The 24,778-nt window shown below is 62.4% G+C and carries 17 protein-coding genes; 8 read left to right on the forward strand and 9 right to left on the reverse strand.

What is annotated here, in order from left to right; genetic code table 11:
- Nucleotides 1-219 precede the first annotated feature (219 nt).
- From CXK91_RS12805 to rarD, 5 genes are all read left to right on the forward strand, one after another.
- Nucleotides 220-1,905 (forward strand): methyl-accepting chemotaxis protein, encoded by a 1,686-nt coding sequence (locus CXK91_RS12805; protein ID WP_103456523.1) that lies wholly within the window; start codon nucleotides 220-222, stop codon nucleotides 1,903-1,905.
- Between the two features lie 192 nt (nucleotides 1,906-2,097).
- Complete coding sequence (locus CXK91_RS12810) at nucleotides 2,098-3,783, forward strand: methyl-accepting chemotaxis protein (protein ID WP_103456524.1); 1,686 nt, start codon at nucleotides 2,098-2,100, stop codon at nucleotides 3,781-3,783.
- 278 nt (nucleotides 3,784-4,061) lie between these two features.
- Entirely contained in the window at nucleotides 4,062-5,666 is a 1,605-nt protein-coding gene (locus tag CXK91_RS12815) for a M28 family metallopeptidase (RefSeq protein ID WP_103456525.1), read from the forward strand.
- Nucleotides 5,667-5,783: 117 nt separating this feature from the next.
- Complete coding sequence (hrpA, locus tag CXK91_RS12820; RefSeq protein ID WP_103456526.1) at nucleotides 5,784-9,869, forward strand: ATP-dependent RNA helicase HrpA; 4,086 nt, start codon at nucleotides 5,784-5,786, stop codon at nucleotides 9,867-9,869.
- Nucleotides 9,870-9,911: 42 nt separating this feature from the next.
- Nucleotides 9,912-10,805 (forward strand): EamA family transporter RarD, encoded by an 894-nt coding sequence (gene rarD / locus CXK91_RS12825; protein WP_103456527.1) that lies wholly within the window; start codon nucleotides 9,912-9,914, stop codon nucleotides 10,803-10,805.
- Between the two features lie 98 nt (nucleotides 10,806-10,903).
- Here rarD and CXK91_RS12830 read toward each other — a convergent pair whose 3' ends face one another.
- From CXK91_RS12830 to CXK91_RS12840, 3 genes are all read right to left on the reverse strand, one after another.
- Nucleotides 10,904-11,761, reverse strand: a complete 858-nt coding sequence (locus CXK91_RS12830) for an FHA domain-containing protein (RefSeq protein ID WP_103456528.1) — start codon at nucleotides 11,759-11,761, stop codon at nucleotides 10,904-10,906.
- A gap of 66 nt (nucleotides 11,762-11,827) precedes the next feature.
- On the reverse strand, nucleotides 11,828-13,372 hold the full coding sequence (locus CXK91_RS12835; RefSeq protein ID WP_103456529.1) for a serine/threonine-protein kinase: 1,545 nt from the start codon (nucleotides 13,370-13,372) through the stop codon (nucleotides 11,828-11,830).
- 18 nt (nucleotides 13,373-13,390) lie between these two features.
- Entirely contained in the window at nucleotides 13,391-14,167 is a 777-nt protein-coding gene (locus CXK91_RS12840) for a PP2C family protein-serine/threonine phosphatase (protein WP_103456530.1), read from the reverse strand.
- 441 nt (nucleotides 14,168-14,608) lie between these two features.
- On the opposite strand from CXK91_RS12840, the gene CXK91_RS12845 reads away from it, so the two are divergent.
- Nucleotides 14,609-15,748 (forward strand): sensor histidine kinase, encoded by a 1,140-nt coding sequence (locus CXK91_RS12845; protein WP_103456531.1) that lies wholly within the window; start codon nucleotides 14,609-14,611, stop codon nucleotides 15,746-15,748.
- Nucleotides 15,749-15,785: 37 nt separating this feature from the next.
- Here the strand turns inward: CXK91_RS12845 and CXK91_RS12850 are convergent, their stop codons facing one another.
- Nucleotides 15,786-16,517, reverse strand: coding sequence for a TrmH family RNA methyltransferase (locus tag CXK91_RS12850; RefSeq protein ID WP_103456532.1), 732 nt, complete (start codon nucleotides 16,515-16,517; stop codon nucleotides 15,786-15,788).
- A gap of 11 nt (nucleotides 16,518-16,528) precedes the next feature.
- Complete coding sequence (locus CXK91_RS12855; RefSeq protein WP_103456533.1) at nucleotides 16,529-18,166, reverse strand: NAD(P)/FAD-dependent oxidoreductase; 1,638 nt, start codon at nucleotides 18,164-18,166, stop codon at nucleotides 16,529-16,531.
- Nucleotides 18,167-18,441: 275 nt separating this feature from the next.
- On the opposite strand from CXK91_RS12855, the gene rlmE reads away from it, so the two are divergent.
- Nucleotides 18,442-19,065, forward strand: a complete 624-nt coding sequence (gene rlmE, locus CXK91_RS12860) for a 23S rRNA (uridine(2552)-2'-O)-methyltransferase RlmE (RefSeq protein ID WP_102823245.1) — start codon at nucleotides 18,442-18,444, stop codon at nucleotides 19,063-19,065.
- Nucleotides 19,066-19,318: 253 nt separating this feature from the next.
- On the opposite strand, the gene CXK91_RS12865 is transcribed toward rlmE, so the two are convergent.
- Genes CXK91_RS12865 through CXK91_RS12880 form a run of 4 tightly spaced genes read right to left on the reverse strand, consistent with a single transcriptional unit; the run spans nucleotide 19,319 to nucleotide 23,181 of the window.
- The gene (locus CXK91_RS12865) at nucleotides 19,319-19,678 is read right to left on the reverse strand and encodes a hypothetical protein (protein WP_103456534.1); all 360 of its coding nucleotides are present in this window, start codon (nucleotides 19,676-19,678) and stop codon (nucleotides 19,319-19,321) included.
- Entirely contained in the window at nucleotides 19,675-20,784 is a 1,110-nt protein-coding gene (locus CXK91_RS12870; RefSeq protein WP_256055720.1) for an FAD-dependent monooxygenase, read from the reverse strand. The genes CXK91_RS12865 and CXK91_RS12870 overlap by 4 nt, the downstream gene beginning before the upstream one ends.
- Before the next feature lie 4 nt (nucleotides 20,785-20,788).
- Nucleotides 20,789-22,366: a GMC family oxidoreductase gene (locus tag CXK91_RS12875; protein ID WP_103456535.1), complete on the reverse strand. Its 1,578-nt coding sequence runs from the start codon at nucleotides 22,364-22,366 to the stop codon at nucleotides 20,789-20,791.
- Between the two features lie 41 nt (nucleotides 22,367-22,407).
- Nucleotides 22,408-23,181 carry an alpha/beta fold hydrolase gene (locus CXK91_RS12880; RefSeq protein ID WP_103456536.1) on the reverse strand — a complete coding sequence of 258 codons (774 nt, stop codon included), beginning with the start codon at nucleotides 23,179-23,181 and terminating at the stop codon, nucleotides 22,408-22,410.
- Nucleotides 23,182-23,270: 89 nt separating this feature from the next.
- Between CXK91_RS12880 and CXK91_RS12885 the strand changes: the two genes are divergently transcribed.
- The gene (locus tag CXK91_RS12885; RefSeq protein WP_103456537.1) at nucleotides 23,271-24,710 is read left to right on the forward strand and encodes an HD domain-containing phosphohydrolase; all 1,440 of its coding nucleotides are present in this window, start codon (nucleotides 23,271-23,273) and stop codon (nucleotides 24,708-24,710) included.
- Nucleotides 24,711-24,778 lie beyond the last annotated feature (68 nt).

Consider the following 24,778-nt stretch of genomic DNA (forward strand, 5'->3'; position numbering starts at 1 on the left):
GCGGGGCTTTTTTTTGGTCGATGCTCGCCGCGACGCTAGAAGCCCCGTGCTAGGCACATCTGACGGGCACTGACATGCGTTTTCTGAGAGACCCTTCACGCTGAAATGTTTTTTTCATCGTAGGGGTAAAGTAACCCGAGGATTAGCCGACAAGCTCTTGCAATACCTAAGTGCCATCACCTTTGGTCGGTGGTCGCTAGTACTTCAGAGATAGATGCCATGCTTTCGAATCTTCGACTTCGCGCGAAACTCCTGCTGCTGGCCCTCGGGCCGATCCTGCTCCTGACGATCATGCTCAGCGGCATCGCCGTGTATAAGCTGCGTAACCTTGCCGAGGAGCAGGAGGAGCACACCCGACAGAGCCTGATCAGCGACCGCCGTGCCGAACTGCAGAACTACGTGCAGCTCGCGCGCAATGCGCTGGCGCCGATCTACGACGCCTCGGCCGACGGCGACATGCAGGCGCGCGACCAGGCAGTGGCGATCCTCGAGCGCCTGTCGTACGGCAAGGACGGCTATTTCTGGGGCTATGACGACAAGTCCGTGCGCGTTCTGGACGGCAACACCCGCGACAAGATCGGCCAGAGCTTCTACGACTTCCGCGACCCGAATGGCGTCTATGCCATCCGTGAGCTGGTGGCGGCGACGCAGAACGGCAGCCATTACGTCGATTACAGCTTCGGGCTGGCCGCCAGCAGTACCCTGGTGCCCAAGGTCGGTTATGCCGAGTACCTGCCGAAGTGGAAGCTGGCATTCGGCACCTCGCTCAACCTCGACGACGTCGAGCGCGACGTCGAAGAGGCGCACGCCGAGTTCCAGCAGCGCATCGATGTTCTGGTGACCATCATGCTCGGCTCGGCCGCGGCGCTGCTGGTACTGATGGCGATTCTCGCGGTGTTCATGAGCAACGCCGTACTGCGGCCGCTGCTGCTGATCAAAGTCCGTCTGGACGACATGGCACAGGGCGAGGGCGACCTCACACATCGCCTGCCGGTTACCAGCAAGGACGAACTCGGTGAACTGGCCGGCGCCTTCAACCGCTTCGTCGAGAAGATTCATCTGCTGGTACGCCAGGTCGCCGGTACCACCACCGAGCTGACCGGCATGGTGGGCGCGGTGGCCAGCCAGGCGCAGCGTTCCGAGCAGGCCATGGCCAGCCAGCGACACGAAACCGACCAGGTCGCCACCGCGATCAACGAGATGTCCGCCGCCGCCCACGAAGTGGCGATGAGCGCCCAGCGTGCGGCCGAGGCGGCGCGCGAGACCGATCAGCAGGGCGTCGCCGCCAAGCAGGTGGTGGACCAGAGCATTCGCCAGATCCACGAGCTGGTGGGCGAGTTGCGCGGCAGTGGCGAGTCGCTGGAAGGTCTGCAGCAGGACGTGAAAGGCATCGTCGGCGTACTCGACGTGATCCGCGCCATTGCCGAGCAGACCAACCTGCTGGCGCTCAACGCCGCCATCGAGGCAGCCCGTGCCGGCGAGGCCGGACGCGGTTTCGCCGTGGTCGCCGATGAAGTCCGGGCGCTGGCCAGTCGCACCCAGCAGAGTACCGGCGAGATCCAGAACATGATCGATCGCCTGCAGGGCGCAACGTCGCACACGGTCAGCACCATGCTGCGCGCTGGCGAGACGGGCGAGAGCACCCGCGATCATGCCAACCAGGCCGGCGAGTCGCTGGATGCGATTTCCGCCCTGATCGGCACCATCAATTCGATGAACGCGCAGATCGCCGCCGCAGCCGAAGAGCAGACCGCCGTGGCCGAGGAAATCAACCGCAGCGTGCACCACATCGCCGATGCGGTGGACGGCGTCGCCAGTGACGCGGCGCAGGGTGCTCAGACTGCACGTGAACTCAATGGCCTGGCCGATCAGCTGCAGGGCCTGGTGGGGCAGTTCCGCATCTGACTGAAAATCTGCCAGCCGCTCTGGAATGGGCAATAGCGAAACCCTGCTTGGCAGGGTTTCGCTGTTTTCGGAGTAAAGAAATAATCCCTGGGGACGACAACGAGGGAGGTGCTGCGTTGTTTGGCGCTTAAGTCACGCCTGTTTTCGGTCGCAGTTTTCTTGCTCAATATGTGCCTACAAGGATGGATCAGAATGCTCTCCAATCTTCGTTTGCGAATGAAGCTGCTGCTACTCACGCTAGGTCCTATTCTTCTGCTTACGATCCTGCTCAGCGGCATCGCGGTCTATGAACTGCGAGCACTTGCCGAACAGCAGGAAGAACACACTCGAAACAGCCTCATTCAGGATCGCCGTGCCGAGCTCAAGCACTACGTCGAGCTTGCGAACAAGGCCATCGGGCCGATCTATGACCGTTCCGCTGAGGGCGACCTGCAGGCACGCGATCAAGCCGTGGCCATTCTCGAGCGCCTGGCTTATGGCAAGGATGGCTATTTTTGGGGTTATGACACCCAGACCGTACGCATCCTGCAGGGCAACACCAAGGACAAGATCGGTCAGAGCTTCTACGACTACCGCGACCCCAATGGCGTCTATGCCATTCGCGAGCTGGTCCGTGCCGGGCAGGACGGCAGCCATTACGTCGACTACAGTTTCGTGCTCGGCGACAGCAGCGTGCTGGTGCCCAAGGTCGGCTACGCGGAGTTCCTGCCGAAGTGGAAGATGGTCTTCGGCACATCCCTCAACCTCGACGGGGTCGAGCGTGACGTACAGGCTGCCCGTGCGGAGTTCCAGCAGCGCATCGATGGTTTGGTAGTCATCATGCTTGTCTCGGCTCTCGTGCTGCTGGCGCTCATGGCGCTGCTGGCCATTTTTATGAGCAACGCTTTGCTCCGTCCACTGCTGCTGATCAAGCGCAACCTGGACGACATGGCCCAAGGCGACGGCGACCTCACCCATCGCCTACCTGTTACCAGCCGGGATGAACTGGGCGAGCTGGCCATGTCTTTCAACCGCTTCGTCGAGAAGATTCACTCGCTGGTGCAGCAGGTCGCTGGAACCACTACGCAGCTGAGTGGCCTGGTCGGTGCGGTAGCCAGCCAGGCACAGCGTTCGGAGCAGGCCATGGCCGACCAGCGCAGCGAGACCGATCAGGTCGCCACGGCCATCAACGAGATGTCCGCTGCCGCCCATGAGGTCGCCATGAGCGCGCAGCGTGCCGCCGAGGCGGCGCGTGAAACGGATCAGCAGGGTGTTGCCGCCAAGCAGGTAGTCGACCAGAGCATCCGTCAGATCCACGAATTGGTGGGTGAGCTGCGTGGCAGTGGTGAGTCGCTGGATGGGTTGCAACAGGACGTGAAGGGGATTGTCGGCGTGCTCGATGTGATCCGCGCAATCGCCGAGCAGACCAACCTGCTGGCACTCAACGCAGCCATCGAGGCGGCACGAGCCGGTGAGGCCGGACGTGGTTTCGCCGTGGTCGCGGACGAGGTGCGTGCGCTGGCCAGCCGCACCCAGCAGAGCACTGGCGAGATCCAGGGCATGATCGACCGGCTGCAGAGCGCGACCTCGAACACCGTCTCCACCATGCTGCGTGCCGGCGAAAAGGGCGAGAGCACTCGCAACCACGCCAATCAGGCCGGTGAGTCGCTGGATGCGATCTCAGCGTTGATCGGCACGATCAACTCGATGAATGCGCAGATCGCTGCTGCGGCCGAAGAGCAGACCGCCGTGGCCGAGGAGATCAATCGCAGCGTGCACCACATTGCCGATGCGGTAGACGGCGTCGCCAGTGACGCGGCGCAGGGCGCGCAAACCTCGCGCGAACTCAATGGCCTGGCCGAGCGCTTGCAGAAGCTGGTGGGTCAGTTCCGTATCTGATCCGGGCTGTTTCAGGCGGCAGGTGCAATGCCTGCCGCCCTGTCGGGCAGGCCTGGCCGGCACTCCGGCTCATGGCTCGGTTTCTGTCGTATCCAAGACCGCTAAATATAGGTTCCCTTATCCCGATCAATGGTGCTACCGGTTGGCGGTTGTCTCAGAACCGAGACGGCGACCGTTCGGTCTAGCTCCCTATGGCCGCGTCCGCTTAATGCCGTAGGGGACGATGGCGCAAGCCACAGGCGGCCTGCCCATCAATCCGTTGCAAGGATGAGTTACCCATGCACAAGAAAAACAATGCTGTTCGGGTAGTTGCTTCTCTCGCATTGATCGTCAGCAGTGCCGCCTTGGCTGCACCGCAGGTCGATACCGCACAATTCAACGACTTCTGGACGCCAGACAAGCCCAATGCGGCGCTGTGTCGTTCTCCGCTATTGGTCGGCACGCCGGTCGGTTTGCCGCGCTGCATGCAGGCGAGCAACGTCATGAAGCATCTTGAGGCGCTGCAAGATATCGCCGCGCTCAATGACGGCAATCGCGCGTCTGGTCAGCCCGGCTATCAGGCGTCTATCGATTACGTTCGCAGTCGCCTCCAGCGCGCCGGCTATCGGGTCGAGATACAGGCCTTTCCCTTCCTCGCCTTCTATCCGGTCAGCCCCGGAACGCTGAGCGCCGTGGCGCCGCAGCCGGCGCAGTACGTATGGGAGGAAGACTTCTCCTATGCCGACCAGACCGATCCTGGCAACGTCACCGCACCTGTGGTGCCCGTAGACCTTGCACTCGGCGCCGGCAATACCTCCACCAGTGGCTGCGAGCCCGAGGATTTCGCCGGCTTCCCGGCCGGGGCCATCGCGTTGATGCAGCGCGGCACCTGTCCGTTCGGGCAGAAGGCGACCAATGCCGCGGCGGCCGGTGCGGCGGGGGCAATCATCTTCAATCAGGGCGACACCGAGGACCGCAAGGGGCTACTGGTTGCGACTCTGGGCGAGGACTACAGCGGCGGCATTCCGGTGATGTTCTCGACCTACGACAACGGCGTTGCGTGGGCGCAGACCGCTGGCTTGCAGCTGAGCATGAACGTCGATGTGGTGCGCGAGCAGACCGAAACCTACAACCTGCTGGCCGAAACGCGCCGCGGTGACCCGAGCAACGTGATCATGGTCGGCGCGCATCTGGATTCGGTGTTCGAAGGCGCCGGCATCAACGACAACGGTTCCGGCAGCGCGGCATTGCTGGAAATGGCGCTGCTGATGAGCAAGGCCCGGCCGGAGAACAAGGTGCGTTTCGCCTGGTGGGGGGCGGAGGAGTCCGGCCTGGTCGGCTCGACCTACTACGTCACGCAGTTGCCGGATGAGCAAAAGCGGCGCATCAAGGCCTACCTGAACGTCGACATGATCGGTTCACCGAACTACGGCAACTTCATCTATGACGGCGACGGCTCCGACTTCGGCCTGCAGGGACCACCCGGCTCGGGCGCCATCGAACGTCTGCTGCGCACCTACTTCCAGCTGCGCAATGCGCCTTCGGAAGGCACCGAGATCGACTTCCGCTCCGACTACGCACAGTTCTTCGAGGACGGTATCGCCTTCGGCGGACTGTTCACCGGTGCCGAGGACATCAAGACCGAGGAGCAGGCGCAGCGTTATGGCGGCGTCGCCGGGGAATCGTTCGACCAGTGCTATCACACGCCGTGCGACAACCTGGGCAACATCTCAACCGAAGCCCTGGAGTTGCATGGCGATGCGCTGGCCTTCGCCACCAGCTGGCTCTCGCTGTCGACCAAGATGATCGATGACGAGATCGCCGCAGCGGCCGAGCAGAGCATCGGCACCATGCGAATCCAGCAAGTGCAGGAGAAGTCGCGCTGGGGTCACTGGATCCGTTGATCGCCTGAATACCGCGCCGGCTAGCCGGCGCGGTCCCCTCCAAGTATCCCTTTCCCTTCGGCCCGCCGGGCAAATCTGCGACAATCGCGCTCTTCTCGAATTGCCCCACGGCTGTCCATGACCGACGCAACGCCCGCTATCGATACCCTGCTGAAGAATCTCGACCAGGCCCTGTTCGCTGATCGCCATCGTCTGCGCCGACAGCTGCATGAGCTGAGAAAGAAGCCGGACGAAGGCAAGCTGGCCCAATGGCTGGAACGTTTTCAGGCCTCCGTAGCCAAGGTCGAAGCTCGCCGGCAGAGTGTGCCGAGCATTCGCTACGACGATAGCCTGCCGATCGCAGCCAAGCGCGACGAGATCAAGGCCGCGCTGGAAAAACACCAGGTGCTGGTGATCGCCGGTGAAACCGGCTCGGGCAAGACCACTCAGCTGCCGAAGATCTGCCTGGAAATCGGCCGTGGCGTGCATGGCCTGATCGGCCATACCCAACCGCGCCGTCTGGCCGCACGAAGCGTTGCCACCCGCGTGGCCGAGGAAATCGGCACGCCGCTGGGTGAACTGGTGGGTTATCAGGTGCGCTTCGAGGATCAGAGCAAGGACAGCTCGCTGATCAAGCTGATGACCGACGGCATCCTGCTGGCCGAGACGCAGCACGACCGCTTCCTCGAGCGTTACGACACCATCATCGTCGACGAGGCCCACGAGCGTTCGCTGAACATCGACTTCCTGCTGGGCTTTCTCAAGACCCTGCTGCCGCGCCGGCCGGATCTGAACGTCATCATCACTTCGGCGACCATCGACCTGCAGCGCTTTTCGGAGCATTTCGACGGTGCGCCCATCGTCGAGGTGTCCGGGCGTACTTACCCGGTGGATACCTGGTACCGGCCACTGGCGGCCGAGATCGACGAGGACGGCAATCGCGTCGAGGACGACCTTACCGTCGACCAGGGCATCCTCGCGGCGCTGGACGAAATTACGGCCCACGAACACAGCATCGGCAAGCGCCCCGGCGATGTGCTGGTGTTCCTGCCCGGCGAACGCGAAATTCGCGACGCGGCCGAGGTGCTGCGCAAGGCCAACTTGAAGTTCACCGAGGTGCTGCCGCTGTATGCGCGGCTGACGCCGGCCGAGCAGCAGAAAATCTTCCAGCCGCGACCGGGGCGCAAGATCGTGCTGGCCACCAACGTTGCGGAAACCTCGCTGACCGTACCGGGCATCCGCTACGTGATCGACTCCGGCACTGCGCGCATCAGCCGTTACAGTTACCGCGCCAAGGTCCAGCGCCTGCCGATCGAGGCGGTGTCCCAGGCCAGCGCCAACCAGCGCAAGGGCCGTTGCGGGCGGGTCGAGCCGGGTATCTGCATTCGGCTTTACAGCGAGGAGGATTTTCTAGGCCGGCCGGAATTCACCGATCCGGAAATCCTGCGCACCAACCTCGCCGCGGTGATCCTGCAGATGCTGCATCTGCGCTTGGGTGACATTCAGGATTTCCCCTTTATCGAGTCACCGGATGGCAAGGCTATCAGCGATGGCTTCAACCTGTTGCTGGAGCTCTCGGCGGTCAACCGCGAGAACCAACTGACCCCGCTGGGCCGTCAGCTGGCGCGGCTGCCTATCGACCCGCGGCTGGGGCGCATGCTGCTTGAAGCTGCTCAGCAGGGAGGTCTCGCTGAAGTGCTGATCGTCGCCAGTGCGCTCTCGGTGCAGGATGTGCGTGAGCGCCCGGCCGACCGTCAGCAGGCGGCCGACCAGGCTCATGCGCAATGGAAAGACCCGGATTCGGACTTCGCCGCGTTGATCAACCTGTGGCGGGGCTTCGAGGAGCAACGCCAGGCGCTGGGCTCCGGTGCGCTGCGTACCTGGTGCCGGAAGAACTTCCTCAACTACCTGCGTCTGCGCGAGTGGCGTGACGCGCATCGCCAGCTGACGCTGATTGCCCGTGAACTCAGGCTTGGTACGCCCAAGACGGTGGATGGCTCCGGCCATCCACCCTATGCCCAATCCGGCTCCCGTAGCGTGGAAGACGGCGAAGCCTCTTCCACGCGTCCGGCCGGTGCCAGCACCCAACCTGCCCCGACCACCGACACCAAGGTCAACGTCATCCTCCGCCAGCAGGCCGAAGCCAGCGAGGCGGCGCAGAAGGCCAAGGGCTACGCTGCCGTGCACAAGGCAATCCTCGCCGGCCTGCTCAGCCAGGTCGGCCACAAGACCGAAGAAGGCGATTTTCTCGGCGCGCGCCAGCGGCGCTTCTGGGTGCATCCATCCAGCGTGATCGGCCGCAAGAAACCCAACTGGCTGATGGCCGCCGAGCTGGTGGAAACCACCAAGCTGTTCGCGCGCATGGTCGCCAAGATCGAGCCCGACTGGATCGAGCCGCTCGCCGGGCATCTGATCAAGAAGAACCACTTCGAGCCGCACTGGGAGAAGAAGCGCGGCCAGGTGGTGGCCTACGAGCAGGTGACGCTCTACGGAATGATCGTCGTTGGCCGCCGGCCGGTGCATTACGGCCCTATCGACCCGCCTGCGGCGCGAGCGCTATTCATTCGTGAAGGGCTGGTGCGCGGGGAGATGCACAGCCGCGCTCGTGCGCTTAGCGTCAATCGTGACCTGCTTGAACGGCTCGATGAACTGGAAGCCAAGGCCCGTCGCCGCGACATTCTCGCCGACGAGGAAACACTGTTCGACTACTACGACGCGCGCGTGCCGCAGGACATCTACCAGACCGCCAGTTTCGAGAGCTGGTATAAGCGCGAGAGCGCGAAAGACCCGCAGCTGCTGGTCATGCGCGAGGAAGACGTGCTCGCCCGCGAGGCCAGCGAAGTCACCGCCGCGCAGTACCCGGATTACCTGAACATCGGCGAGCTGCAGTTGCCGCTGGAATACCATTTCGAACCCAATCACCCGCGCGATGGCGTGACCTTGCGCGTGCCGGCGCCGCTGCTGCCGCAGTTGCGCAGCGAGCGGCTCGACTGGCTGGTGCCGGGGCTGCTGGAAGTCAAGGCGGTGGCGCTGGTGCGCAACCTGCCCAAGGCGCTGCGCAAGAACTTCGTGCCGGTGCCTGATTTCGTCGGTGCGGCGCTCGCAAAGATCAGCTTCGGTGAACGTTCGCTGCCCGAGGCGTTGGGGCGCGAACTGCTGCGCATGACCGGTGCGCGGGTGTCGGAGGAGGCTTGGACCGAGGCGGCAGCCGGCCTGGAAAACCATCTGAAGATGAATATCGAAGTGGTCGACGCCCGCGGCAAGATCCTTGGCGAAGGGCGCGATCTGGCTGAACTGACTGCGCGCTTTGCCGAAGCCAGCCAGGCTGCACTGGCGCCGCCGCAGCAGAAGGCCGAGCAGAAGCCGGTCGAGGCCAAGGACTTTGCCCAGGTCGCGGAAAAGGCCCAGGCGAAAATGGCCGGGCTGTCGATGACGGTCTACCCGGCGCTGGTGGAGGAGGCTGGGGTTGTCAAGGAAGGGCGCTTCCCGACCCAGGCCGAGGCCGAGTGGCAACATCGCCGCGCGCTGCAGCGCCTGTTGCTGCAGCAGCTGGCGGAGCCGGCCAAATACCTGCGCAACAAGCTGCCGGGGCTCACTGAGCTAGGTCTGCTCTACCGCGACATGGGCAAGGTCGATGGGCTGGTCGAGGACATCCTCCTGGCGAGCCTGGGCAGCTGCATCCTCGATGGCGAAGTCCAGTTGCCGCGTGATGGCGCCGCGCTGGCGTCGCTAGCTGAGCGCAAGCGCGGCGACTGGACCGCGCATGCCGAGCGCCTGGCACGTCTGACACTGGAAATCCTCAAGCACTGGCACGGCCTGCAGAAGCGCTTCAAGGGCAAGATCGACCTGGCTCAGGCCGTGGCGCTCAACGACATCAAGGCGCAGCTGGGTAATCTGGTCTATCCGGGCTTCGTCCGCGAAACGCCTGCCGAGTGGCTGAAGGAATACCCGCGCTACCTCAGGGCCATCGAGCAACGCTTCGAGAAGATCGGTGCGCAGCTGCAGCGTGATCGCGTCTGGTCCGGAGAGCTGGCCGGCTACTGGGAGCAGTACCAGGCGCGCCTGAAGAAGCACTCGCAGGAAGGCAAGCGCGATGCCGAGCTGGCGCTGTATCGCTGGATGCTCGAGGAATATCGCGTCTCGCTCTGGGCGCAGCAGTTGGGCACGAAGATGGCCGTCTCCGACAAGCGTCTGAACAAGCAGTGGAGCCAGGTCGAGCCCTGATAGCGGCGCCTGGCGCACGGATCGTCAATTTGCAGGAAGCCCATGGATATTCGGAACAGGCTGGCGGGCGTGGCTGGCTCGCTCGCAGCCTCGACACTCTTCGCCACGCTGTACTACTACACCTCGCTGCTCAAGCCGTTGACCGGCCAGCAGATCTACGGCTGGCGCATCCTGCTCACCGCGCCCTGCCTGGCATTACTGCTGCTCGCCATCGGGCGTTGGGGCGAAGTCCGGCAGATTCTGGTGCGCCTACCAGTAGAGCCGCGACTGTGGCTCGCTTTGCCGCTGTCCTCAGCGCTGGTCGGGCTGCAGCTCTGGCTGTTCATGTGGGCGCCGATCAATGGCCACGGGCTGGACGTCTCGCTTGGCTACTTCCTGCTGCCGCTGACCCTGGTACTTACCGGACGGCTGGTCTTCGGTGAGGCGATCAGTCGATTGCAACGCCTGGCCTGTTTGCTGGCGGCTGTGGGCGTCGGCAACCAGCTGCTGCTGGCTTCGTCGCTGTCATGGCCGGTGCTGGCCGTAGCCCTCGGCTATCCCTGCTATTTTGTCCTGCGCCGGTGGGTAGGCACCGCCAGCCTCGGTGGCCTGTGGGTCGATCTGGTCATCAGTCTGCCGGTCGCCGCGCTGTTTGCCTTCTCCGACCGAGACACCCTGCAACAGCTCGCGGCGAGCCCGGCGCTGCTGCTTCTGATCATCGGCCTGGGTGCGCTCAGTGCGCTGGCTCTGGCGCTGATGATCGTCGCCAGCAAGCACTTGGATCTCGCACTGTTCGGCTTGCTCAGCTATGTCGAACCGGTGCTGCTGGTCGTCGTGGCGCTATTGCTCGGCGAGAGCATCACAGCGGACCAATGGCTGACCTATGCCGCTATCTGGGCTGCGATCGCTGTGCTGGTCTTCGAAGGGTTGCGGGCGCTGCGTAGAGGGCGAGGGTAGCGTTCGGACGCCCTTGATCCACACGTTGAAGTGGGGGCGTCGGCTGGTCTGGTGGAAAACGGCAAAGCATTTTCCACCGACTCAGGAGCAGCGAGCTGCTAGATCAACCGCTGCGCAATTAACCCAGCGGTGACGGCCAGCCCCAACGCACCGAGTAGCAAGGCCAGGCGCCAGCCCGATTTGCGCGGAGTCTCCAGTGCCGGCGTCGAGGTTGCCGGGGTCGTGGCGACGTGCAGAGGGTTCGGCGTGGCAGGGCGGGGCCGGGCGGCCTTGGACTGGGCAGCGACAGCGGCAGGCAGGTCAGCGGCGCGGACGAATACGGTGGCGTCCTCGTCGACGATTTCTGGTGCGCTGACCTTCGGCCCGATCACCAGCAGCGTGGTATTGCCCAGCTGTACCTGATCACCCGGCTGCAGGACGGCAGTGGTGACTTTCTCGCGATTGACCATCAACCCGTTGGCTGAGGCCAGGTCTTTCACTTCCAGCACATCGCCCTTCAGATAGAACTCCGCGTGCCGTCGGGATAGCTCCGCATCGGCGAAGCAGAGCTCGCATTTGACCGAGCGGCCAAAGGTCATCGAGCCGGTGATGTGGTACTTGTGGCCTTGGTTTTCACCTTTCACAACCTGCAACAACCAGCGCGGGGCAACCGCGACCTTGGTACCGACCTTCGCTGGATCGGCGATTTCCAGCTCCACTGCACCCAGCCGCACGCGGTCGCCAGAGCGAATCTGATAACGCTCGCCGACCTTTTCGTCATTGACATAGGTGCCACCTGGCGTGCCGAGGTCGGTCAGGTAATAGAAGCGGTTTTCGAGAAGCAGCTCCGCGTGGAAGGGTGAGATTCCGGCATCGGCGAGGACCAGCTTGTTGCTGCGGTCCGAGCCAAGGGTGAAGCGCTCATCGGCAAGCCAGACCGGGCTCTGGCGGTTGTCAACGAAGTGGATCCTGAGCATGTCGGTATACCTTGAGAGGGGTGGTCTGATCGATGAGCCAGGGCTGGACGGATCAAGCCGTGAGTGTTAGTTGAAAATTCGATTCCACAGGCGCTTAACGGGGTTTGCCGGCGCCTGGGAGGTTTGCGTGGTAGCCGGTGCGGCGCGCGAGGTGCTGGCGGCGGCGCGCGGCGCAGGCCTTGGTGCACGTGCCTTGGCAGCTCGCTGGGCGTGGGCATCGTGTAGCGCGAGCAGGGGCGTGTAATCCGGCGATGCTTCCAGCCCCTGCTGGATGTATTCCTGCGCCAGCGCGTATTCGCGTCTGCTGTACGCCGCTTCGGCGAGTTCGACATAGCGCTCGCTGACCCGCGCCAGCCCATCGCGCGCCACTTCGTTCTCCGGCAGCCAGCCCAATACCTGCTGGTAGTAGTGCACGGCGCTGTCTTCGGCCGGCTGCAGCAGTTGATCGTCTGCCAGGCGTTGTGCGGCCAGCTCCAGGGCGACGGCAATGCGCGCATCGAGGACGCGCCGTAGGCCATCGAGGGCCTCTGCATTATCCGAGTCCAGGCGCAGGGCCTGGCGATAGTAGTAATCGGCGTTGTCGAACGCCGGTGTCATCAACTGGCCGTCAGTCAAGCGCGCCTCGGCGTGGCTGAGATAGTCGCTGATACGGCTGTATTGAACCCACTGATATCCACCGGCACCTAGCGCGGCTACCGCTACGACCAGCGCTGCGCTGATCCCCGCCCAGCGGCCGAACCCGCGACGTCTACGACGGCGCCTGATCTGAGGTTCGATGAATACAGCCGGCGCAATGCGGGTCTGGTCCATGTCCGGCTCGGTGAGCGTGTCGATGGCTGCCAATAGCTCGCGGCAACTGCTGAAGCGATCGCCCGGCTGCTTGGCCAGCATGCGATCGAGCAGCGGTTGGTAGGCCGCCAGCGCTGGAGGCAGCTGGGGTGCGGGCATCTGTAGATGGTTGAGCACCGTTTGCGGATAGCTGCTGGCGCGGAACGGGTTGGTCCCGGTGAGCATCTCGGCGAGGATCACCCCGAGGCTGTAGATATCGCTGCGCGCGTCCAGCGGTTGGCACTGGGCCTGCTCCGGACTGCTGTAAGCAGGACTGCCGACCGCGATGCCGAAGTGGGTGAGTTCGTTATCCAGCTCGACCGCTTTGGCAACGCCGAAGTCGGTGAGTACAACGCTGCCGTCGTCACGGAAGAGGATATTGGCCGGCTTGACGTCGCGATGAACCAGCCCGCCATCGTGCACGACTGCCAGGCCGCCAGCCAGTTGCCGGATGATGTCCAGTGCGCGCGAGGGGGAGAAGACGATGCCGCGATGCTGCGCGAGGTCGCCACCGCCGATGTACTCCATTGCCAGGTAGTGCCGGCCATCGGCGATCTTGCCGATGTCATGGATGGTGATGATGGCCGGGTGGCGCAGTGAGGCGACGATATGGCCTTCCTGGATGAAACGCTCGGTGAACGCCGCATCCTCTGTTCGCAACAGCACCTTGACCGCCACCTCGCGATCCAGCGATAGCTGCGTGGCCAGGTACACCTCAGCCATTCCGCCTTTTCCGAGCCGCTTGTGCAGGCGATAGCCCGGTATTTCCAGCATCCGATGCATTGTGAAAACTCGTGCTTGCTACGACTTGAGGGGTTTTAACAGCATGTTGATGAAGCGACGGCCGCGGGACTCGGCCATAGGGGGGGCAGCGGTGCGGCCGATTACGATGCAGGAAATGTTGTCGCGTCCGCCATGTCGATTGGCTTGGTCGATCAACTGCTCCACCAGGTTTTCGAGCGTATCGGCAAATGTGCAGCAGGCATGGATCTGCGCGTCGGTCAGCTCGTTGGTCAGGCCATCACTACACAGCAGAAGCAGTTCGCCGGCCTTGAGTGTTCCCCTGCCGGTACCCACTTCCAGGGGCACCTCGCGCCCCAGGCAGCGCAGGATGATGCTGCGCCAGGCGTGGCTTTGAGCGTCGACGGGCTTCAACTCGCCGGCGTCGATCATCATCTGCACCCAGCTGTGGTCTCGAGTCAGCTGTTCGATGCCGTTTGAGGTAACCAGATACGCTCGGCTATCACCGACCCAGGTGAGCTCGAAGTCGGCGCCATGGAAATGCGCAGCCACTAGCGTGGTTCCCATGCCATCGTCTACGGCTGCTTCCAGTACCGCCTGGTTCGCCTGCTGGACCGCTGCCTGCAGCAGTTCGCCGCTTTCGATCGCCTGCTGCAACGCTGCGAGCGCCAGGTTGCTCGCGACCTCGCCGCACTGGTGTCCTCCCATGCCGTCAGCTATCGCCCAAAGCCCCTGTGCGGGCGAGCAGAGCAGGGCGTCTTCATTATGGCTACGCTTCCGGCCAGGCGAGCTTTGCCCAGCGTAATCCAGCAATGAGTCAGAGAGGGTAGGTTGCATGCGAGGGCCCGGTCCTTGTTCCTGCGGCACGACATCGAGCGAGCATGATGCGTTGGGCTTGTGTGCCTGTCATCGACCGGGAGGGGAGGAAGCGCAAAACTGTTAACTCGTGCAAAGCGGACAGATTTATTTTGCCGCTTGGCGATCATGTGGCTGGTATGGCATCGACATCGTGCGTGCGTTGCTGCTGACGGTCAGCGATGTTTTGCGGCGGAAGGGCGGTAGCGACGGAGGAGGCTTTTATTGCCTGACGACGTTATAACGGCTTTTTGATCCGGCTTTTTTGAACAACCAGCAAGCTTCACTCTGTGAGAAATATAAGTTGGTAATGCACGTTAATTTTCCCGCCACGCATCTGGGTTCCCTGTAGTCTCACATTCCGCTCCTCACTGATAAATGCGTCGCCGCTTTACCCATCTATTTCAGTAACGAGGAGCGAACGTGCGCTTAGCTGATTTTATTATTAAAAATATTGAGTCCATCCTTCAGCAATGGGAAGACTTTGCCAAGACAATGACCCCTGCCGCCAATGGAATGGATTCGGTGGCGTTACGGGACCACGCAGAACAGATGCTGCTTACGATCGCCGCAGATCTGCGAACGACCCAGACAGCCAAGGCGCGGATCGCTAAATCGCACGGTAAAGCGCGGCCTTCGGGAGATGTCACTCCGGCAGAAACACATGCGGATATTCGGCATTCGTCCGGCTTTACGATTGGGCAGATGATTGCGGAGTACCGAGCATTGCGCACGAGCGTACTGGTGCTGTGGATGTCATCTTCTGATGAAACGAAAGAACATGAGATTTCGGACATTGTTCGGTTCAACGAAGCAGTTGATCAGGCACTTGCGGAATCGGTTGTCAGTTATGCAGAGGCCGCCGATGTTGCCCGCAACGTTTTCCTCGGCATATTGGGTCATGATCTGAGAAGCCCGCTCGGCGCCATTTTGCTAAGTGCTGACGTCCTTCTAAGTACAGCGGATCTTCCGCCCAAGTCGACTATAAATGTGTCGCGTATTTATACGAGCGTTAAGCGGTCCATCAAGATCGTGGGCGATCTATTGGACTTCACGCGCACGCACTCCGGCGCAGGAATCCCCGTTCGCAAAGACAGCGAAGATCTGGCCCTGGCGTGTGAAGGAATGGTAGAGGAGGCGAGGGCGTACAACCCGGATCGGCAAATCGTTCTGCAATCGGAGCCGAACCTCCAAGGACAATTTGATAGATCGAGAATGGAACAGGTCATTGCCAACCTGATCGGAAACGCAGTCCAGCATGGGGAAGCAGGTACGCCAGTCACTGTCAGCCTGAAAACCGATGAAGGAGCCGCGTTGTTGACTGTGCACAACGTCGGGAGGCCGATCGAAGAGTCGGCGATAGGCAGCATCTTCAATCCAATGGTGCGTCATCTTCAAAGTGGCAACGTCGAGTACGGCGCTGGAGCGGGTCTTGGGCTTGGGCTCTACATTGCTTCCGCCATAGTAGATGCGCATCACGGCAGTATCGAAGTGGATTCGAGCGCGGGTAGTGGCACCACCTTTTCTGTCCGTATCCCCTTGGACGGCTCCCAAGTTGCGTAGCGAACGCTCCGGCCTTGATCTGCTTTATCCGCAGCCGCTATCTGCTGAGCTCATAGGCGCACATATTGACCGTTGCGGCCAGGTTCAGCGATTCGATGGTGCCGCAGCCCGGAATCGTGAAGGGTTGCGCATTAAGCGCGGTCAGTTGCTCGCGAGGCACGCCGCGGGCTTCGTTGCCGAACAGGTAGCAATCGAAGGCGCGGAAACTCGCCGATTGCACGGGCTCGCCGCTCATATCCAGGCAGGCGATGCGCTCGAAGCGTGTACGCAAGGAATCCAGTTCCACATCCAGCTCCAGCGGTGCATGAAAGATGGCGCCCATGCTCGAACGCACGACCTTGGGGTTGTACGGGTCGACGCTGCCGGGGCTGAGCAGGCAGCGGAAATTGCCGAACCAGGCCAGGGTGCGCAGGATGGTGCCGAGATTGCCTGGGTCCTGAATTTCATGCAGATAGATGGCGCGTTCGCCAGCAACTGGCGCAGAAACCGGCGCGCCTGCCAGCGGCATCGGCACCAGCGCAACGATGCCCTGCGGGGTCTTGGTGTCGGCGATCTGCGCCATCTGGCGCTCGCTAATGACGTGAGTCTTGAACGGGCTTTGCCAGTGCTCGTAGGCGCTGGTCACATACAGCTCGCTGCCCTGCAGCTGTGGGTTGTGCAAGGCCGCCTTCTGCAGTTCCAGCAACAGATGCTCGCCCTCCACCAGAAAATGACCGAACTCGGCGCGGTATTTTTTCTGGTGAAGTTTTTTGATGTCGTCGAATTTCATCAGGGCGGCGCTCAGTTGCTCTGCACTTGGGGCTGTTCCGCATCAGCCAGCATGGACTTGGCCAGCGCCTCGGCAACCTTGATGCCATCCACGCCCGCCGAAAGAATGCCGCCGGCGTAACCGGCGCCTTCACCGGCCGGATACAGGCCGCGCAGGTTGAGGCTCTGCAACGTCTCGTTGTCGCGGGTGATACGGACCGGGGACGAGGTGCGTGTTTCGATGCCTGTAAGCACCGCATCAGCACGATCGAAGCCGCGGATCTGCTTGCCGAACGCCGGCAGCGCTTCGCGGATGGCCTCGATTGCATACTCGGGCAACGATGGCGCCAGATCGCCCAGGCGCACGCCCGGTTTGTAGGAGGGCTCGACCTCCCCAAACTCGGTTGAGGGCACGCCGCGAATGAAGTCGCCCACCAATTGCGCGGGCGCGCAGTAATCGCTGCCACCCAATTCATAGGCGCGCGACTCCAGGCGCTCCTGCAGTGCTAAGCCGGCCAGCGGGTCGCCCGGGAAGTCTTGCTCCGGGTTGATGCCGACGACGATGCCCGCGTTGGCATTGCGTTCGTTGCGCGAGTACTGGCTCATGCCGTTGGTCACAACGCGCCCCGGCTCGGATGTGGCCGCCACCACGGTGCCGCCCGGACACATGCAGAAGCTGTACACCGCGCGGCCATTCTTGGCGTGGTACACCAGTTTGTAGTCTGCGGCGCCCAGCTCGGGATGGCCGGCGTATTTGCCCAGCCGGGCCTGATCGATCATCCCTTGCGGGTGTTCGATACGAAAACCGATGGCAAACGGCTTGGCCTCGATGAACACGCCCTGGCGATGCAGCATGCGCACGGTATCGCGGGAGCTGTGCCCCAGCGCCAGCACCACATGGCGACTCTTGATCGTCTCGCCGCTGGCCAGCACCACGCCTTCGAGCTGGCCATCGTTGATCACGAGATCGGTCACTTTGCTCTCGAAGCGCACTTCGCCGCCGAGGGCGATGATCTCCTCGCGCATGGTCGAGACCACACCGGTGAGCCGGAAGGTGCCGATGTGCGGCTTGCTCACATACATGATCTCGGCCGGTGCGCCAGCACGAACGAACTCGTGCACCACCTTGCGGGCATAGAACTTGGGGTCCTTGATCTGACTGTAGAGCTTGCCGTCGGAGAACAGCCCGGCGCCGCCCTCGCCGAACTGCACGTTGGATTCCGGCGTCAGGACCTTCTTGCGCCACAGCGCCCAGGTGTCCTTGGTACGGCTGCGCACATCCTTGCCGCGCTCCAGCACGATGGGCTTGAAGCCCATTTGTGCGAGCAGCAGCGCCGCGAACAATCCGCAGGGGCCAAAGCCCACCACCAGCGGCCGCTCGCTCAGATTGGCTCGCGCCTGGCCTACCGGGTAGTAGTTGGTGTCCGGCGCTGGACGCACGTTGTGTTCATCGGCAAAACGCGCCAGGACGGCCGCCTCGTCGCGGACCTCCAGATCGATGATGTAGATGAACAGAATGACGCTGTTCTTCTTGCGCGCATCGTAGCTGCGCTTGAACACGGTGAAATTCAGCAGGTCGGCGTCGCTGATGTTCAGGCGTTTGACGATGGCCGCACGCAACTCCTCGGCGGAGTGATCGAGATGCAGGGATAGTTCGTTGACGCGAATCATGCTGGTAGTCCTGGCCGGTGACTCCGGCAGAGGAAGAAAACAGGGGGAAGAGGCGCGGATTGTACCGGCGCGGCTTGTGCCTGTCAGGTCAGGCCTGGTGGTACTCAAGAAGGCGCGACGTTTGCTGGTGACTACGCCTGCAACCCCGTCGATTTAACCTGCGCTGCATTATCGGCCTATAATTGCCGCCATTTCGCGCCCAACAGCTTCTGCTCTGCACCATGCGCTGGCCGGCCCGCTTCTCCCATTTTGATTTTCCGTGGTTGCCTCCCTCCATGAAACGATCCAAAAGCAGCCGTCGTTGGCTGGATGAACACGTCAACGATCCCTACGTCAAACAGGCCCAAAAGGATGGCCTGCGCTCGCGTTCCAGCTACAAGCTGATCGAACTGAACGAGAAGGACAAGCTGATACGCCCCGGCATGCTGCTGATGGACCTCGGCTCTGCCCCCGGTGGCTGGTCACAAGTGGCCGGCAGGCTCGTGGGCGAGAAAGGACGGGTCGTGGCCACCGACATCCTGCCAATGGACCCGCTGGACAACGTCGACTTCATTCAGGGCGACTTCACCGAGGACGCCGTATTCCAGCAGCTTCTCGACACGCTCGACGGCCGGCAGCCTGATCTGATCGTTTCCGATATCGCGCCCAATCTCAGCGGCGTCGCTGTCGCCGACCAGGCTTCCTCGATGTACCTGGTCGAACTCACCCTCGACATGGTCCGCAAAGTACTCAAGCCCAATGGCAACTATGTGGTCAAGGTCTTCCAGGGCGAAGGCTCCGACGATTTCCTGAGAGACGTGCGCACCTCATTCGAGAAGGTGGTGGTCCGCAAGCCCGCGGCATCACGACCGCGCTCGAACGAGGTTTATCTGGTGGCGAAGGGGTTCAAGGGCCAGTGAGTTGGCGTGGCGGCGCTGTTGCAGCAATCCAGGTTTTTGGCTGCTGCCACTCTGTTGGATCTAGCCGTATTTGAGCGAGCGCTAGTTCGGCCTGCGCGTCTTGTGAAGGCTGTGTGCAGCGCGAGCTTATTCGTACTCAAACATCCGCCAGAGTTGGCTGGGTAGTTCATTTCCACTTGGCCAATAGCGCTCTGCCTTGGCTGTTTTCGGCCAGGAGCGGAACCTAGTGAACACCGTCAGAGCACTGCCCCCATCAAAACTTTGCGCGAACGTCCACTAGCCCGTCAGTAACGACAGCGGTGACAGTTGTAAATGTAGTGAAATACATCGGCAGACTGGTCAGTTGCCTTCCGTCCGGATAAGTCACCACAAATGCTATCGACGACTCGCCCGCTACTTTGAACGTTCGCATTGCGCCCGGCGCGATGGCAGGAAGCTTTTTGCGATTGACGCTCCATTGAGCTTCAACCTGCACGGTGACGCCCGATTGGTTTCGAATGACGACCGTGGGCGTCGCCCAATAGTTAACGACTAGCAGCAGTGCGGCACATAGCGCCGACAAGGTGAGAAGGGTAACTGCGATACGTCGAGGTAGCGTACAGCTGCGGGTCATGTCGGTTCCGTTAATGGTAGATAGCTTCGCTTGTACAACGCGTTGCCGGCGAATTTTAGCAACGGAACACGTGCCCAGCCGGGCAGCCCACGCATCCTGTCCCGCGCAGCGCATTGCTTATGGACCCAATCGACGTGTGGTTTGCGTCGGCGCGTGTACTCGGCGAGCGCATCGCTGATCTTTGGGGCTCTGCCAAGCGTTTCGGCCAGTACCAGTGCATCTTCCATGGCCATCGCAGCACCCTCCGCCATGCTTGGAGAAGAGGCGTGGGCCGCATCGCCAATAAGTACCGCGCGCCCCTTCACCCAATTATTCATGACCACCTGTTCTATATGGCTGAAGTGAATCTGAGCATCAGCAGGCATGTGGGTGATGAGGGGGGATAAGGGGGGCGAGAAAGCGGCGATTAGGCCGGGTGGAAGGTCGGTCAGGTTTCGCTGCGTCTCCCATTCGTTTATCGCCATATCCGCATAGACATAGACCTGGTCGGCGCTGATCGGTATTGCCAGCAAACTCATTCCGTCCCCGAGCATGACTGTCCAACCGTCGACCTCGGCGATATCTTTGGTAATAAAGCGCCAGCACACATTGCCGGTGTACGAGGGCTTGACGTCGGGGAACAGCTCTTGGCGAACCTGCGAGTGGATGCCGTCCGCGCCGATGACGAGGTCGTACTCGCCTGCGGTGCCGTCGGAGAAGGTCGCCAGGCTTATTGGGCCACGCTGCTCGATCCCGGTGAGCGAGGTGCCGAAGCGAAGCTCAGTGTCACGCAATGAGTTGCGCAGTGCGACATGCAGAGCGGCCCGGGGCAGCGCCAGGCACGGCCCGCATGAAGACCAGACATCTCCGGTCCGCGTGACGCTCAGGGGGGTCCCTCGGCTATCAAGGATACGTTGGGTAGTAATCGGCACGGCGCCCGCTGTAATCGAGTCCAGCAGTCCTAGGGCCTGCAAGGCCCGGGTGGCATTGCCTGGCAGGTAGAGCCCGGTTCCCCCTTGTGGAAGATCAGCCCTGCGTTCGATCAGGTCGGAGGTGAATCCCTTCAACTCCAGCGCCCTGGCCATGGCGAGGCCGGCGATACCGCCGCCCACTATCAAAACTCTCATCCGGTTACTCGCTCGGTGCTGTGGCTGTAGCGATCACACCCTGCGCCGCAAGGATAAGGTCTGCCGCTCGTTCGCCGATGACGACGCAGGGCGCCATGGTATTGCCGATGGTGATGCGAGGCATGATCGATGCATCGGCGATCCGGAGTTTGTCGATGCCATGGACGCGCAGTTGATGGTCGACCACCGACATCGTATCCCGGCCCATTTTGGCTGTGCAGGACTGGTGCCAGTAGGTTACGGCCGAATTGCGGATGAATTGTTGCATCGCGCGATGTTCTCTCGGCCCTGGCACGACTTCTCGCTTGATCAAGCCATTGAAGGCTTCGCTATTGCCGAGCGCCCTGCACAGGTTGATCGATGCGAACGCCGCAGTCATATCCTCCGGAGCGCTCAGCGAGTTCGGCTCGATGAGCGGGCCATCCAGTGGACCGGCACCCGACAGGCTTACATGCCCTCGACTGACAGGCCTGGCCAGGCCTGCGAACATCGTCCAGCCATGTTGCGGCGCTGGAATACCGACTTCAGCGGGCGAGGGCACCGCGAACTCGAGTTGACACTGCAGCAAGTCCGGGGCGTCCAGGCGACTGTCGCTTTTCCAGTACAGCTTGGTTTCACACCCGCCGGCGCCCACTGGTTGAGGTTGCAGGTACTCCCAGGTGCAGCCAAAGGCGATATGGTCCTGGAGGTTTCGGCCCACTCCGGGAAGGTGATGGATCGGGGCGATACCGTGGGCACGCATCTCGTCTTCCGGGCCCACGCCCGATTGCATGAGCACCTTCGGCGTGTTTATCGCGCCCATGGATAGGATGACTTCGGTTCGAGCATGGATGCTCTGCCGTTCGCCGCCGATCACCACTTCAACGCCGACTGCCCGCGTGCCGTTCAGCAGGACACGGGCCACCAAAGCGCCGGTCAGGACCGTTAGATTCGGGTAGTGCAGTCGCGGCCGGATATACGAGTCGTACATGGATTCGCGCTTGCCGTCCTTGATGCGCAGATCGGTGATCGCGACACCACCCGGGCCCTCCATCATCTCGCCGTTGGCGCTGTCGTACCGGGGGATGCCCAAGCGGCTGGCCGCGTCCAGCGTTGCCCAGGCAAGGGGCTGAGGCGAGGCCGGCTGCTCGACGTAAACGGGGCCGCCTGAACCGCGACGCACGGCATCCGGTGTGCCTTGCCAATGCTCGATCCTGCGGTAGTAATTCAGCACTGAGTCGTAGCCCCAGGCTGGGTCGCCGGACTCGGCAGCGAAATGATCCCAGTCCGACCGATGCCCGCGCGCCCAGACCATCACGTTGATGCTGGACCCGCCGCCGAGTCCCTTGCCCATGTTGAGCGAGAGGCGACGGCCGTTGAGTTGAGGGGTGGGCTGCCCCTCGAATGCCCAGTCGCGCTCCGTGCCGAGGTTCAGCGGCCATTGCGCCGGCTCGATCACCTCGGGGCCGGCGTACCCGTTGCCGGCTTCAATCAATAACACGCGTGCATTGCCGTGGTCGGCGAGACGGGCCGCGACCACGCAGCCCGTCGTGCCTGCACCACACACGATGTAGTCATAGTTTCGATCATGCAGATGATCCATGCGTCCACTCCAGCTCCAAAGATTTTCAGTGGCGTCTGCGATCACTGCTCGCCCACGCTGCGTACCGCCTCGAGAATCACCTCGGCTACCGCGTCGGGCTGCGACTGCTGGGGAACGTGGCTGGTGTGCAGCTCCGCCACCGTGGCGCCGATGCGCTTGGCAGAGGAGCGCTGGACGTCCGGGTGAATCATCCGGTCCTCGGTGGCGAGCAGATACCAGGAGGGCTTTGTCTTCCAAGCCGCGACGGTCGTCTTGTCCTCGAAGGCGGATGCTTGGATAGGGCCTTGGGTCGCGGTCATCACAGCGGTTTGCGCCGCCGGGAGATCCTGCGCGAAGTCCTTGGCCATACCATCGGGCGTCAGGTACAGGAAGCCGTTGGCGTCTGCCTTGATCTGGCTGATGCCGGGAGGCGTGGGTGCCCCTTTACCTTGTTCGCCGCTGGTTTGCCCGGCGTCTGGTGCGAAGGCAGCGACATACACTAGCGCGCTGACCTTCTCGTCACTGCCGGCTTCAGTAATCACGGTGCCGCCCCAGGAATGGCCGACCAGAACCACCTTGCCCTGCTGGTTGCTCAGCGCACGGCGCGTAGCGGCCACATCATCAGCGAGCGAGGTAAGCGGGTTCTGCACGACCGTAACGGCAACCCCTTCGGCCTGGAGTCGCGGCACCACCTTGGCCCAGTCGGAGCCGTCGGCGAATGCGCCGTGTACGATCACCACCGAAGGCGTTGTACCTTGCGCCTGGCTGACGGTCGCGGCAAATGTACTCGCAAGGGCAAAGGCAGCTGTGGCGACTTTCGATTTGAGTGTTTTCATTGGATGAGCTCCTATGTGGGAGCTCAAATTCTGCTGACTGGCCTGCGCCTCGGGCATCGGTCATTTATCCGACCCTGGAGCATTTTTTCATGGATAGCGCGCTGCAGCTGGACATCTCTCTGAGCGGAGCACTGACGGCTATTGCCCAGGTAGGTGACCTCAGCATGGGACAGCCGCTCGGGCATTCCCAACGCGTTGCAAGCCTGGCACGCATGCTGGCGCAAGCCGCGCACGGCGATGGCGAGCACCTGCAGGTGGCGGAGCAGGTCGCCTTGTTGCGCTGGTCCGGCTGCACTGCCAATGCCGAAGGGTTTGCGGATCTGCTCGGTGATGACGTCGAGGGCCGCCGCGCGATGCTCGATCAGACCCTGGGCAAGGAAGAGATGAACGCGGTGCACCAGGCGACCCCTCTTGCCGTCGTGCATTGCGAGGTGTCTGGTGAAATCGCCAAAACCCTCGAACTTGGTATCGCTGTCGAAGCGGGATTGTGCCGCGTGTTCGAAACCTACGATGGGACCGGGCGGCCGTTGGGCGTGACCCATGAGCAGATTCCGGAGGCGGCCTATCAGGTGGTGCTTGCCGGTGATCTGGACATTCTCAGCCGAGCACATGGCCTGGACGCGGCGCTGCGCTGGATTCGCGGCCAGTCGGATCGGCGCTATCCGGCTTCGCTCGTGTCATTGCTCGTGGAAAACGCCGGGGAATGGCTGGCGAATCTCGAAACGCTCTTGAAGCCACCGGCTCATGCACAGACAGAGCGCTCCGTTTCGCTGACGCTGGTTGGGGACGTGATCGACCTGAAGCTTCCCTGGCTGGCGGGGCATTCGCGTCAGGTGGCGCATGTGGCTATGGAGGCGGCACGCCTGTCGGGGCTTAGTGAGCCCACGCTGACAGCGATCGGCAAGGCTGCGCTCATATACGGTCTCGGTCGGGCCGCCGTTTCCAACCACCTCTGGAATAGTGCGGGGGCGCTGCCCTACGGCGCTGCGGAGCGGGTGCACCTCGTGCCTTACTGGACGCAACAAGCACTGCGGCCGATCAATGAACTGGCCGCGCCTGGGGAGATTGCATCCCATGCTTACGAACGGCTCAACGGCAGCGGCTATTTTCGAGGCGTGATGGGTGATGCGCTGTGCGCTGAGCATCGGCTGTTCGCCACTTCCGTGGCCTGGGTCGCGCTAAGAGGGGCCAGGCCGTGGCGGTCGGCATATGGCGAGTCGGAGGCGGCCAAGCTGCTTAAACAGGATGCCAGCTACGGACTGTTCGACAACGACGTCTGCGAAGCGGTGATCGCAGCCGCACGGGGCGAGCGTCGGGTTCATCAGCCGAAAGCTTCAATACTCACTGCGAGAGAATGCCGCATTCTTCTGGAGATCAGCCGTGGCGCCAGCAATAAGCAGGTGGCGCGGCTACTGGACATCAGCCCGAGCACGGTCCGCACGCACGTGGAGAGTATCTTTCGCAAGCTGGAATGCTCGACCCGAGCCGCTGCCACCTTGAAGGCGCTGACGCTGGGACTGATCGCCTGATAGCGGGCGCGGCAAATGGATCGCTCGAGCGGCTGCTGGGGCGGGTGATCGGGATTAGGCGAGTTCGT

The organism is Stutzerimonas stutzeri, from assembly GCF_002909485.1.
Lineage (GTDB): Bacteria > Pseudomonadota > Gammaproteobacteria > Pseudomonadales > Pseudomonadaceae > Stutzerimonas > Stutzerimonas stutzeri_AH.

Excerpts from the sequence above, each read along its gene's own strand:
- CXK91_RS12880 (WP_103456536.1), bottom strand. The coding sequence starts at position 23,181 with ATGAAAACACTCAAATCGAAAGTCGCCACAGCTGCCTTTGCCCTTGCG.
- CXK91_RS12810 (WP_103456524.1), top strand. The coding sequence starts at position 2,098 with ATGCTCTCCAATCTTCGTTTGCGAATGAAGCTGCTGCTACTCACGCTA.
- CXK91_RS12835 (WP_103456529.1), bottom strand. The coding sequence starts at position 13,372 with ATGCATCGGATGCTGGAAATACCGGGCTATCGCCTGCACAAGCGGCTC.
- CXK91_RS12850 (WP_103456532.1), bottom strand. The coding sequence starts at position 16,517 with ATGAAATTCGACGACATCAAAAAACTTCACCAGAAAAAATACCGCGCC.
- CXK91_RS12840 (WP_103456530.1), bottom strand. The coding sequence starts at position 14,167 with ATGCAACCTACCCTCTCTGACTCATTGCTGGATTACGCTGGGCAAAGC.
- CXK91_RS12865 (WP_103456534.1), bottom strand. The coding sequence starts at position 19,678 with ATGACCCGCAGCTGTACGCTACCTCGACGTATCGCAGTTACCCTTCTC.
- rlmE (WP_102823245.1), top strand. The coding sequence starts at position 18,442 with ATGAAACGATCCAAAAGCAGCCGTCGTTGGCTGGATGAACACGTCAAC.
- CXK91_RS12870 (WP_256055720.1), bottom strand. The coding sequence starts at position 20,784 with ATGAGAGTTTTGATAGTGGGCGGCGGTATCGCCGGCCTCGCCATGGCC.
- rarD (WP_103456527.1), top strand. The coding sequence starts at position 9,912 with ATGGATATTCGGAACAGGCTGGCGGGCGTGGCTGGCTCGCTCGCAGCC.
- CXK91_RS12855 (WP_103456533.1), bottom strand. The coding sequence starts at position 18,166 with ATGATTCGCGTCAACGAACTATCCCTGCATCTCGATCACTCCGCCGAG.
- CXK91_RS12885 (WP_103456537.1), top strand. The coding sequence starts at position 23,271 with ATGGATAGCGCGCTGCAGCTGGACATCTCTCTGAGCGGAGCACTGACG.
- CXK91_RS12805 (WP_103456523.1), top strand. The coding sequence starts at position 220 with ATGCTTTCGAATCTTCGACTTCGCGCGAAACTCCTGCTGCTGGCCCTC.
- CXK91_RS12830 (WP_103456528.1), bottom strand. The coding sequence starts at position 11,761 with ATGCTCAGGATCCACTTCGTTGACAACCGCCAGAGCCCGGTCTGGCTT.
- hrpA (WP_103456526.1), top strand. The coding sequence starts at position 5,784 with ATGACCGACGCAACGCCCGCTATCGATACCCTGCTGAAGAATCTCGAC.
- CXK91_RS12875 (WP_103456535.1), bottom strand. The coding sequence starts at position 22,366 with ATGGATCATCTGCATGATCGAAACTATGACTACATCGTGTGTGGTGCA.
- CXK91_RS12815 (WP_103456525.1), top strand. The coding sequence starts at position 4,062 with ATGCACAAGAAAAACAATGCTGTTCGGGTAGTTGCTTCTCTCGCATTG.